Source organism: Kitasatospora sp. NPDC056651, from assembly GCF_042792155.1.
Classification (GTDB): Bacteria; Actinomycetota; Actinomycetes; order Streptomycetales; family Streptomycetaceae; genus Kitasatospora.
The window spans coordinates 75,833-85,738 of sequence record NZ_JBHTWX010000009.1 but is presented as its reverse complement, the minus strand read 5'-3'; the positions used below and the strand labels follow the sequence as shown (position 1 = coordinate 85,738).

The window sequence follows — 9,906 nt, the reverse complement described above, 5'->3', positions numbered from 1 at the left end:
GCGGGGGTCTACTTCCCATCCCTTCTGTGACACAAAACGTCCCCCCCCCCCCCCCCGCCGGGGGCGGTCCCCCCGCGCCCCCCCTCCGGCCCGGCCCACGGCGGACGGTCAGTTGGCGCGGCGGCGACGGACCGCGGCGAAGGTCGCGACGCCGGCACCGATCAGCACCGCGCCGAGGCCCGCGATCAGGCCGGTCCGGTCGCTGTCCGAGCCGGTGGAGGCCAGGTGTCCGCCCACCGGCTGGGCGTCCGCCGCCGGGGCACCACCCGCGGGGGAGGTGGTGGCCGCCGGAGCGGCGGGCGCCGTGGTGACGTCGCCGGCCGGCTGGACGACCGGCGCGCCGCCGGAGCCGTCCGTGCCGCCGGACGGCGCGGTCGGGGTGGCGGTGGCGGTGGCGGTGGCGTCAAGAGTGGGGGTCGGCTCGGGCGTGCTGCTGGGCTTCGGCTGGGGGGCGTCGATCCGGACGGTGGAGCCCTGCGAGCACATGGTGGTGCCCATGAAGGGCTGGTCGCCCTCGTTGACGAACACGCAGGTGTCCACCCGGGTGTTGCCGACCGGGACGGCGGCGGGGTAGCTGACCCGGACCCGCTTGGTCTGCGAACTGTTCGGCGCCGCCGAGGAGTTGCGGCCGTCCAGGTAGAAGCCCGCGTTCGGCTCGCCCTCGGTGGTGACGGCCGGCACGGCGCTCCAGGCGCCGTCGGCACCGCGGACCTCGACCTTGGCGTTCCGGTCGACGAACAGCACGTTGCCGAGGTTGGTGTAGGCGGACGGCGTCGGGTTCCTGAGCACCTCGTCGAACTCGATCGGCGCCCCGCCCCGGATGGCGGTGTCCGGGACCCCGGACACCCCGTTGGTGATCCCCTCCACCTTGACCACGTGGGTGTCGGTGAGCGGCGGCTCGATCGGGGAGCCCTGCCCCCAGGCCTTGACGGTGGTGCGGAAGGTGAGCTCCGGGCCGGTGCCGCCATTGGTGGCCCCGTCGTGGGGCAGTCCCATCGGGACGCCGAGACGCAGCCGGAGGTCGGTGCCGCCCGCCGGGACCACGACCTCGCCGGTGGCGCCCGAGTTGACCGTCCGGTCCGCTTCGGGGCTCTCCTTCAGGGCCACCGGCTGCCAGCCGCCGAGCGAGTCGCTGAAGTAGTCGAGGCTCAGGGCGTGCGGCGGCGTCCCGAGGGCGGTCCCGATCTCGAAGGCCAGCCCGACCGAGGTGCCCTCGCTCCCCTGGTTGCCGATGTGCTCGGTGAACTCCACCGGCCCGCCCGCGAAGCCGACCATCGCCGGGGTGTGCACGGTCAGGCTGAGCGGCCCGGCGGCGGCGAAGGCCGGAGCGGCCGTCACGGCACCGCCCGCGACCAGCGCGGCGGTGAGCGCGATCGCCGGGACGAGGCGGCGGGCCCGGTTCAGGGCGCGGTTGTTCTGGCGCATGGGAGTTCCCCCCTGGGTTTCCGCTCCGGACGCGGGTACGGCCGCGCCCGGACAGCACGAAGCAAGCCTGGTGGCTGGTGAAGTATGACGCCCGGGTCTGACAGCCCGACCGTTCCGGCGGCGTTTCCCGCCGCTCACTGACTAGGACGTGCGGGGGGCGCGGAGGTTGCAGGTGGTTCCGGAACTTTTTCCGGGAGCCCGTGGAACCCCCGTGCCACCCGCGCCGACCTGCTCAGACCTCGTACACGGCGCCGGGCCGGGCGACCTCGACCGACCCGGGGTAGACGGCCGCGGCGTCCCGGCGGTTGTGCTCGGCGTCGGTCCACGGGGGGATGTGGGTGAGGACGAGCCGGCGGGCGTCGGCCGCGGCGGCGTGCTCGCCCGCCTCACGGCCGTTGAGGTGGACGGCCCGGAAGGTGTCGCGCCCGTCGACGTACGCGGCCTCGCAGAGGAAGAGGTCGGTGTCCCGGGCGAGTTCGACGAGTTCGGCGCACTCGCCGGTGTCCCCGCTGTAGACCAGCGAGCGGCCGTCGTGCTCCAGCCGGAAGGCGAAGGCGTCGACGGGGTGGTTGACCTGGGCGACGTCGATCCGGAACGGGCCGAGTTCGAAGCCGCCGGGGGTGAGCGTGCGGAACTCGAACACCTCCTTCATCCCGGGGTTCTCCGGCATGTCGTAGGCGCGGGCCAGCCGCTCGGCGGTGCCGGCCGGGCCGTACACGGGCAGCAGGTCGGGGCAGCCCCCGGCCCGGTAGTTGCGGGCGACCCAGTAGGCGCACAGGTCGATGCAGTGGTCGGCGTGGAGGTGGCTGAGCAGGACGGCGTCGACGTCGTAGAGGCCGGAGTACTTCTGGAGGGCGCCGAGGGCCCCGTTGCCGAGGTCGAGCACGACGCGGTAGCCCTCGGCCTCGACCAGGTAGCTGGAGCACGGCGAGTCGGCGGACGGGAAGCTCCCCGAGCACCCCACCACGGTCAGTTTCATCCGAGCCCCTCCGCCCCGACATGTCCTGGCTGCTGCCGGCGAACGGCGTTCGTTGTTCGCCTTGGAAAACGGCATGGAAAACGGCAGGCCGGGCCGGTGAACCGGCCGGTAGCACTGCGTTGGTGTGTCGAGGGTAAGGGCGGAGTGGCGCTTTGCCCCCGTCCCCGTGCCGGGCTGTGGGCGGAATCACCAGAACGCCCGGGGCGGGTGCGCGGGCGGTTGACGGGCCTCCGATCAGCGGCTCCGGGGCCGGTTGCGGGCCCAGCGGCGGATGGTGAAGGGGTACCACCGGGGGTGTCCGCTGCCGTCGATCACGTCCGGGTCGGGCAGCAGCCGGTGCCTGCGGTAGCTGCGGACGGTCGCGGGCCGGACGTTGATGTGGCGGGCGATCTCGGCGTAGGACCACAGCTCGGAGCCACGGGCCACGGGGCACCTCCGGGGGGACGGGGGCGGACGTTCGTGACGCAGCCTTGCCGGGTCCGGGTGGGGTCGGGGACACGGAAACGGGCATCGTGGCCGTTCCGTGACGAACCGGGAGCAATGCGCGGACAAATGCCGGACTGTCACGGCCGGCGCGGTGGTGGCGTTCGCCCCGGGCCCGGTACGGTTCGCGGCATGAACGGCATGACCGGTACCTGGCTCGTCCTGTCGCTGCTGGGCGTCGTGCTGTCGGCCGCCGTGGCGGCGCTGCTGCGGCGTGCCCGTCGGGCCGGGCGCCCGGCCGCGCGTCCGACCGGGCCCACGGGTCCGCGGCCGCGCACGGGGGCCGCCCCGCGGCCTCGGGAGATCTGGTGGGCGGAGGTGCCCTTCGAGGACGGCCCCGGCTCCAAGGACCGCCCGTGCCTGGTGCTGCGGGTGCGCGGCCGGACCGCCACCGTCGCGAAGATCACCAGCAAGCACCACGCCGGGCGCCCGGACGTGCTGGCGCTGCCGCCGGGTTCGGTGGGCGACCGGCGGGGCCGGGCCGGCTGGCTGGAGACGGACGAGCTGCGCGAGGTGCCGCTGTCCGCCTTCCGCCGCCGGGCCGGCACGGTGGACCGGCAGGTCTGGAGCCGGGCGGAGCGGGTACGGCGGGGCCGCCAAGCCGTCCGCTAAGCCCAGAGCTGGCCCTGGAGGGCCTCGACGGCCGCCTCGGTGGACTCGGCGGTGTAGATGCCGGTGGACAGGTACTTCCAGCCGCCGTCGGCGACCACGAAGACGATGTCCGCGCGCTCGCCCGCGGCCGCGGCCTTGCGGCCGACGCCGATCGCCGCGTGCAGGATCGCACCGGTCGAGACGCCCGCGAAGATGCCCTCCTGCTGGAGGAGTTCGCGGGTGCGGCGGACGGCGTCCGCGGAGCCGACCGAGAAGCGGGTGGTGAGCACCTCGGCGTCGTACAGCTCGGGGACGAAGCCCTCGTCCAGGTTGCGCAGCCCGTACACCAGGTCGTCGTAGCGCGGCTCGGCGGCGACGATCCTCACACCGGGGACCTTCTCGCGCAGGTAGCGGCCGACGCCCATCAGGGTGCCGGTGGTGCCGAGGCCGGCCACGAAGTGGGTGACGGTCGGCAGGTCGGCGAGGATCTCGGGGCCGGTGCCGGCGTAGTGGGCGCCCGCGTTGTCGGGGTTGCCGTACTGGTAGAGCATGACCCAGTCGGGGTGCTCGGCGGCGGTCTCCTTGGCGATCCGGACGGCGGTGTTGGAGCCGCCGGCGGCCGGGGAGGAGATGATCTCGGCGCCCCACATGCGGAGCAGCTCGCGCCGTTCCTCGCTGGTGTTCTCGGGCATCACGCAGACCATCCGGTAGCCCTTGAGCTTGGCGGCCATGGCCAGCGAGATGCCGGTGTTGCCGCTGGTGGGCTCCAGGATGGTGCAGCCGGGGGTGAGCCGGCCGTCGGCCTCGGCGCGCTCGATCATGTGGAGCGCCGGGCGGTCCTTGATCGAGCCGGTGGGGTTGCGGTCCTCCAGCTTGGCCCAGAGGCTCACCAGGCCGTCGGTGTTGCCGGGGACGGCGGCGGACAGCCGCGGCAGGCGGACGAGCGGGGTGTTGCCGACGGCTTCGAGCGGACTGTCGTAACGCAAGGGAGGCCTCCGGCCAAGGCGGTGAGGGTGGAGATGGGGTGGCTCCCCCCGTCCCCGCGGTGGCGGGGGGAGGGAGCCGGACAGGGCCTAGCGGGCGCCGCCGGCCACGGCGGGCAGGATGGTGACGCTGTCACCGTCGGCGAGGGCGGTGGAGATGCCCTCCAGGAAGCGGACGTCCTCGTCGTTCAGGTAGACGTTGACGAAGCGGCGCAGTTCGCCGCCCTCGACCAGGCGGGCGGCGATGCCCGGGTGGCGGGCGTCGAGGTCGGTGAAGAGTTCCCCGAGGTTGCTGCCGTTCCCCTCGACGGCCTTGGCGCCGTCGGTGTAGGTGCGGAGGATGGTCGGGATGCGGACCTCGATGGCCATGAGTGCGCTCCTGTGCGGGTCGTGGACGTGGGTGGGCCGCAGCGGACGCGGCAGGGGGCGGGCGGGCGCCCGGGACCCGGCGTCGCCGACGGGCGGCGGGCCGGGTGCGGTGAAGCGGCTCTCAGCGCGAGCGCGCGGGCGTGCCGGGACAGATCGCGCCGGCGTGCCGGCACAGGTCGATGTGCAGGCGCGCCACGAGGCGGGTGCCCGGGGCCTGAGTGCTCACATCGACGGAACGCATGGACTCATCGTATAGATTCCCGGGCCCGCTCCGACATGCCCGTCTCGGCATCCGGATGTTCCTGTTCCCAGGGTTGAGACGACGGCGGCCCGCCGCCCCTGCGGAGGGGTCGGCGGGCCGGGTCCGCGGGGGTTCCGGTCAGGCCTGGTGGGCCTCGACGACCTGCACGTCTTCCTCTGTGATCTCACCGTCCACGATGCGGAACGAGCGGAACTGGTAGGGGTCGTCCTCGCCGTTGCCGTCGGCGGTGGAGACCAGGACGTAGTGGGCGAACGGCTCGGAGGCGTAGCTCACGTCGGTGCGCGAGGGGTAGGCCTCGGTCGCGGTGTGCGAGTGGTAGACGATCACCGGTTCCTCGTCGCGGTCGTCCATCTCGCGGTAGAGCTTGAGCAGGTCGCCCGAGTCGAACTCGTAGAAGGTGGGCGAGCGGGCCGCGTTGAGCATCGGGATGAACCGCTCGGGCCGTCCGCTGCCGGCCGGTCCGGCGACCACGCCGCAGGCCTCGTCCGGGTGGTCGGCGCGGGCGTGGGCCACGATCCGGTCGCGGAGTTCTCGGGTGATGGTCAGCATGCGGTCAGGATAGCCACGCCTCGGCGGGCTCAGAAGCGGTGTCCGCCGGGGCGTCCGAGGCGTGGTCAGCGGACGGTGTCCGGGTCCCCGTCGGCGGGCAGCCGCTCCAGGGCGGGGCCGCGCGGGGCCCGCGGGTCGCGGCGCTTGACCACCTGGTGGCCGATCACCAGCAGCAGGGCCCAGCCCGGGAAGACGAACAGCGAGATCCGGTTGTCGCGGTCCAGGCCGATCAGCACCACGACCAGGCCGAGGAAGGCGAGCGCGGCCCCGCTGACCCAGGCGCCGCCGGGCGCCTTGAAGGTGGGCGGCGGCAGGTGTCCGGCCCGCCAGGCCCGGCGGTAGCGGATCTGGGAGATCAGGATCATCGCCCAGGTCCACAGTCCGCAGACGGTGGCGACGGAGGTGATGTACTCGAACGCCCGTGCCGGGACGAGGTAGTTGAGCACCACGCCGACGCCCATCAGCAGGCAGGAGACGGTGATCGCGAAGGCGGGGGTGCGGCGGGTATTGAGCCTGGTGAGGCGTTCCGGGGCCTGGCCGCTCAGTGCGAGGTCGCGCAGCATGCGGCCGGTGGAGTACATCCCGGAGTTGCAGGAGGAGAGCGCGGCGGTGAGCACCACGAAGTTGATGATGCCGGCCGCCGCCGGGATGCCGATCCTGCCGAAGGCGGCGACGAACGGGCTGACGCCGGGCTGGAACTCGGTCCACGGCACGAGCGAGAGGATCACCACGAGGGCGCCGATGTAGAACAGCATGATGCGCCAGGGCAGGGTGTTGATGGCGCGCGGCAGGGTCTTCTCGGGGTTCTCGCTCTCCCCCGCGGTGACGCCGACGAGTTCGACGCCCAGGTAGGCGAACATGACGATCTGGAGGGTCATCACGGTGGAGCCGATGCCCCGCGGGAAGAAGCCGCCGTCCTGCCAGAGGTGGCCGAGTGACGCGGTGTCACCGGCCTTGCTGAAGCCCAGGGTCAGCACTCCGACGCCGATCAGGATCATGCCGATGATGGCGGTGACCTTGACCATGGAGAACCAGAACTCGATCTCGCCGAACAGCTTCACCGAGATCAGGTTGGCCGCGTAGAGCAGGACCAGGAAGGTCAGCGCGCTGACCCACTGCGGTATGTCGGGCGCCCAGAAGCGCACGTAGACGGCGGCGGCGGTGGTCTCCGCCATGCCGGTGACGACCCAGAACAGCCAGTACGTCCAGCCGGTCACGTAGCCGGCGAAGGGGCCGAGGAACTCCCGGGCGTACTCGGCGAAGCTGCCGGAGACCGGGCGGTAGGTGAGCAGTTCGCCGAGCGCCCGCATGATCACGAAGATCACCAGTCCGGCGACGGCGTAGGAGAGGATCAGGCTCGGGCCGGAGCGGGAGATCGCGGTGCCGGCGCCGAGGAAGAGGCCGGTGCCGATCGCGCCGCCGATCGCGATCATCTGGATCTGCCGGCCGCCGAGCCCGCGCTCGTAGCCCTCGGCGTTCGGTGTGCTGTCGAGCCCTTCGTCGTACGGCTTCTCGGCCACGGTGCACCGTCCTGTCCTGGTCGGTCTCGGGGGTGGAGAAGTCGTACCACGGGGGGTTCGGATAGCGGTGTCCATCTGAGCGTTATTTGAGCATGACCTGGCATGGATTGCCCGATTTTCATAAGAAATGCCCCGGCCAATCGTCCGCATTCCGGACGAAACGGCCGGGGCTCGCCCGGAACCGGACGGGATCGCCTCCCCGCGGTCTCCGGGGTCAGTCCGCGATGGCCTCCAGCAGCGACTCCTGCAGGGCGCCCAGCCACAGGTACGCCATCACCAGCGGCTTGCGCTCGTCGCCGTCCGGCAGGTCGTAGAGGCCGTCCTCGTCGTCCTCGGTGACCTCCAGCCGGACGCCCACGGCGAGCCTCAGGTCGTTCAGCGCGCCCAGCCAGCGCAGGCAGTCCGGGGCGCCGAGCTTGAGCACCCCGCCCTCCTCGCCGAGGCCGTCCAGCGCCCGGACCACGACCAGCGCGTCGTCCCGCTTGCGGGCCCTCAGGTCCAGCTCGGTGAAGCGGCGGAACTCGCCGGACGCGAGCCTGGCCTCCTCGTCCTCCGGCTTCTCCGGGTCGCCGTAGGCGCTCGGGAAGAACCGGGCCAGCACCGGGTCGGAAGGCGCCTCGGTCGGGCCCTCGGCGAACAGCGCGGCCAGCGGGTCACCGCCGTCCCCGCCCGGGCCGGGGCCGATCAGCTCCAGCAACTGCACTTCCAGCGAGCGCAGGATGGAGGCCTCCCACTCGTCCAGCGCGATCGCCGCGCCGCCACCGCCGGTGCTCTCGAACAACCCAGCCATCTGTATCGGTCAGCCCGTCTTCGTCGTCTTCGGTCGCGGGGCGCCCCGGTCGCGGGACCGGCGGCCCCCCGCCGGTCGGCCCGGCGTCAGTCGTGCTGCAGCGTCGCCCAGAGGCCGTAGCCGTGCATCGCCTGGACGTCGCGCTCCATCTCCTCGCGGGAGCCGCCGGAGACCACCGCCCTGCCCTTGGTGTGGACGTCCATCATCAGCTTCCGGGCCTTGTCCTTCGGGTATCCGAAGTAGGCCTGGAAGACGTGCTGGACATAGCTCATCAGGTTCACCGGGTCGTTGTGCACGATGGTCACCCAGGGCGTGTCCGGTTCGGCCACCGGCACTCCCTGGACCTCCGGGCGCTCGATCTCCACGGGCGCGACACTCACGCCGGCTCCTCCTCGCTGGACAGTCGTCGGTAACCCCTCACGCCCCATGCTGCCATCCGGGGGACACCCGGGCGATTCCGGGCCCGCCCGACGGACGAGAAATCGTCAGTCTGACGCTAAGTGGTAGTAGCATCATCCTCATGGACGCCACTTCAGTGCGCGCGGCCGGCTCGACCGCGTTGCTCACCGACCGCTACGAGCTCACCATGCTGCAGGCCGCCCTGCGCAGCGGAGCCGCGAACCGCCGCTCCGTCTTCGAGGTGTTCACCCGCCGCCTGCCGGGCGGCCGCCGCTACGGCGTCCTGGCCGGCACCGGGCGGGTCCTCGACGCCGTGGAGAACTTCCGCTTCTCCACCGCCCAGCTGGACTGGCTGGCCGACCAGGGCGTGGTCGACGAGGACACCCTGCGCTACCTCGCCGACTACCGCTTCCGCGGCGACATCCACGGCTACCCCGAGGGCGAGGTCTACTTCCCCGGCTCGCCGCTGCTCACCGTCGAGGGCACCTTCGCCGAGGCGGTGATCCTGGAGACGGTGATCCTCTCGATCCTCAACTTCGACTCGGCCATCGCGGCCGCGGCCTCCCGGATGACCGCCGCCGCCGGGGGCCGCCCGGTGATCGAGATGGGCGCCCGCCGGGCCCACGAGCAGGCCGCCGTCGCCGCCGCCCGCGCCGCGTACGTGGCCGGCTTCGCCGCCACCTCCGACCTGGAGGCCGGCTTCACCCACGGCATCCCGACCACCGGCACCGCCGCGCACGCCTTCACCCTGGTGCACGACAGCGAGCGGGACGCCTTCAAGGCGCAGATCGCGTCGATGGGCCGGGGCACCACACTGCTGGTCGACACCTTCGACCTGCGCGAGGCCGTGCGCACCGCCGTCGAGGTGGCCGGCCCCGAGCTGGGCGCCGTCCGGATCGACTCCGGCGACCTCACCCTGCTGGCCCACCGGGTCCGCCGCCAGCTGGACGACCTGGGGGCCGAACGGACCAGGATCATCGTCACCTCGGACCTCGACGAGTACGCGATCGCCGCCCTGGCCGCCGCCCCGGTGGACGGCTACGGCGTCGGCACCAGCCTGGTCACCGGCAGCGGACACCCGACCTGCGCGATGGTCTACAAGCTGGTCGCCCGGGCCGAGACCGACGGCGGGCCGATGGTGCCGGTGGCCAAGCGCGCGGCCGGCGGCAAGACCAGCATCGGCGGCCGCAAGTGGGCGGCCCGCCGGCCCGACGCCGACGGCGTGGCCGAGGCCGAGGTCGTCGGCACCGGGCCCGTCCCCGACGAGCTGCGGCCGCACCTGACCCAGGTGCCGCTGGTGCTGGGCGGCGAGACCGTCGGCCGCGAGCCGCTGAGCGCCGCCCGCGACCGGCACGTCCGCGCCCGCGCCGCGCTGCCGCTGTCGGCCACCCAGCTGTCCAAGGGCGACCCGGTGCTGCCGACCGAACTGGTCCTGCCCGGCGAGGCCGCCCGCTGACGAGATCCCCGGGCCGGGCCACCGGACCGGCCCCGGGGCTTCCGCCTCCGCACGCCACTCCCTAGAGTCAGCCGTAGAGTTCCCCGGAGCTCCCCGAGAA

General features: G+C 73.0%; 12 protein-coding genes. 2 read left to right on the top strand and 10 right to left on the bottom strand.

Annotation, left to right across the window (positions count from 1 at the left end; all coding sequences use genetic code 11):
- Nucleotides 1-108: 108 nt before the first annotated feature.
- The 3 genes from ACFRAR_RS06465 to ACFRAR_RS06455 form a co-directional block, all read right to left on the bottom strand.
- Nucleotides 109-1,425, bottom strand: a complete 1,317-nt coding sequence (locus ACFRAR_RS06465; protein WP_380695398.1) for a hypothetical protein — start codon at nt 1,423-1,425, stop codon at nt 109-111.
- Between the two features lie 232 nt (nt 1,426-1,657).
- Nucleotides 1,658-2,404 carry an MBL fold metallo-hydrolase gene (locus tag ACFRAR_RS06460; protein ID WP_380695396.1) on the bottom strand — a complete coding sequence of 249 codons (747 nt, stop codon included), beginning with the start codon at nt 2,402-2,404 and terminating at the stop codon, nt 1,658-1,660.
- Between the two features lie 234 nt (nt 2,405-2,638).
- A complete protein-coding gene (locus ACFRAR_RS06455) occupies nt 2,639-2,830 on the bottom strand; it encodes a MarR family transcriptional regulator (RefSeq protein ID WP_380695394.1) in 192 nt (63 codons plus the stop codon).
- Nucleotides 2,831-3,028: 198 nt separating this feature from the next.
- On the opposite strand from ACFRAR_RS06455, the gene ACFRAR_RS06450 reads away from it, so the two are divergent.
- Nucleotides 3,029-3,499 carry a type II toxin-antitoxin system PemK/MazF family toxin gene (locus ACFRAR_RS06450; protein WP_380695476.1) on the top strand — a complete coding sequence of 157 codons (471 nt, stop codon included), beginning with the start codon at nt 3,029-3,031 and terminating at the stop codon, nt 3,497-3,499.
- On the opposite strand, the gene ACFRAR_RS06445 is transcribed toward ACFRAR_RS06450, so the two are convergent.
- The 7 genes from ACFRAR_RS06445 to clpS form a co-directional block, all read right to left on the bottom strand.
- Complete coding sequence (locus ACFRAR_RS06445) at nt 3,496-4,464, bottom strand: PLP-dependent cysteine synthase family protein (RefSeq protein WP_380695392.1); 969 nt, start codon at nt 4,462-4,464, stop codon at nt 3,496-3,498. The two genes, ACFRAR_RS06450 and ACFRAR_RS06445, sit on opposite strands and share 4 nt — an antisense overlap.
- 87 nt (nt 4,465-4,551) lie before the next feature.
- Nucleotides 4,552-4,830, bottom strand: a complete 279-nt coding sequence (locus ACFRAR_RS06440) for a MoaD/ThiS family protein (RefSeq protein WP_030242903.1) — start codon at nt 4,828-4,830, stop codon at nt 4,552-4,554.
- A 121-nt stretch (nt 4,831-4,951) separates the two neighbouring features.
- Complete coding sequence (locus ACFRAR_RS06435) at nt 4,952-5,071, bottom strand: putative leader peptide (RefSeq protein ID WP_310593142.1); 120 nt, start codon at nt 5,069-5,071, stop codon at nt 4,952-4,954.
- Nucleotides 5,072-5,209: 138 nt separating this feature from the next.
- Complete coding sequence (locus tag ACFRAR_RS06430; protein WP_380695390.1) at nt 5,210-5,641, bottom strand: Mov34/MPN/PAD-1 family protein; 432 nt, start codon at nt 5,639-5,641, stop codon at nt 5,210-5,212.
- Between the two features lie 65 nt (nt 5,642-5,706).
- Nucleotides 5,707-7,074: an amino acid permease gene (locus ACFRAR_RS06425; protein WP_380695474.1), complete on the bottom strand. Its 1,368-nt coding sequence runs from the start codon at nt 7,072-7,074 to the stop codon at nt 5,707-5,709.
- A gap of 301 nt (nt 7,075-7,375) precedes the next feature.
- Nucleotides 7,376-7,951, bottom strand: a complete 576-nt coding sequence (locus ACFRAR_RS06420) for a DUF2017 domain-containing protein (protein ID WP_380695388.1) — start codon at nt 7,949-7,951, stop codon at nt 7,376-7,378.
- Between the two features lie 86 nt (nt 7,952-8,037).
- The gene (clpS, locus tag ACFRAR_RS06415; RefSeq protein ID WP_380695386.1) at nt 8,038-8,331 is read right to left on the bottom strand and encodes an ATP-dependent Clp protease adapter ClpS; all 294 of its coding nucleotides are present in this window, start codon (nt 8,329-8,331) and stop codon (nt 8,038-8,040) included.
- A 140-nt stretch (nt 8,332-8,471) separates the two neighbouring features.
- Here clpS and ACFRAR_RS06410 point away from each other — a divergent pair, with 140 nt between their 5' ends.
- Nucleotides 8,472-9,806 carry a nicotinate phosphoribosyltransferase gene (locus tag ACFRAR_RS06410; RefSeq protein WP_380695384.1) on the top strand — a complete coding sequence of 445 codons (1,335 nt, stop codon included), beginning with the start codon at nt 8,472-8,474 and terminating at the stop codon, nt 9,804-9,806.
- Nucleotides 9,807-9,906: the final 100 nt, after the last annotated feature.

What these genes read in the sequence shown, in the direction of transcription:
- ACFRAR_RS06420 (WP_380695388.1), bottom strand. Translation starts at nt 7,951, where the DNA reads ATGGCTGGGTTGTTCGAGAGCACCGGCGGTGGCGGCGCGGCGATCGCG.
- ACFRAR_RS06465 (WP_380695398.1), bottom strand. Translation starts at nt 1,425, where the DNA reads ATGCGCCAGAACAACCGCGCCCTGAACCGGGCCCGCCGCCTCGTCCCG.
- ACFRAR_RS06425 (WP_380695474.1), bottom strand. Translation starts at nt 7,074, where the DNA reads ATGATCGCGATCGGCGGCGCGATCGGCACCGGCCTCTTCCTCGGCGCC.
- ACFRAR_RS06460 (WP_380695396.1), bottom strand. Translation starts at nt 2,404, where the DNA reads ATGAAACTGACCGTGGTGGGGTGCTCGGGGAGCTTCCCGTCCGCCGAC.
- ACFRAR_RS06440 (WP_030242903.1), bottom strand. Translation starts at nt 4,830, where the DNA reads ATGGCCATCGAGGTCCGCATCCCGACCATCCTCCGCACCTACACCGAC.
- ACFRAR_RS06430 (WP_380695390.1), bottom strand. Translation starts at nt 5,641, where the DNA reads ATGCTGACCATCACCCGAGAACTCCGCGACCGGATCGTGGCCCACGCC.
- ACFRAR_RS06410 (WP_380695384.1), top strand. Translation starts at nt 8,472, where the DNA reads ATGGACGCCACTTCAGTGCGCGCGGCCGGCTCGACCGCGTTGCTCACC.
- ACFRAR_RS06435 (WP_310593142.1), bottom strand. Translation starts at nt 5,071, where the DNA reads ATGCGTTCCGTCGATGTGAGCACTCAGGCCCCGGGCACCCGCCTCGTG.
- ACFRAR_RS06450 (WP_380695476.1), top strand. Translation starts at nt 3,029, where the DNA reads ATGACCGGTACCTGGCTCGTCCTGTCGCTGCTGGGCGTCGTGCTGTCG.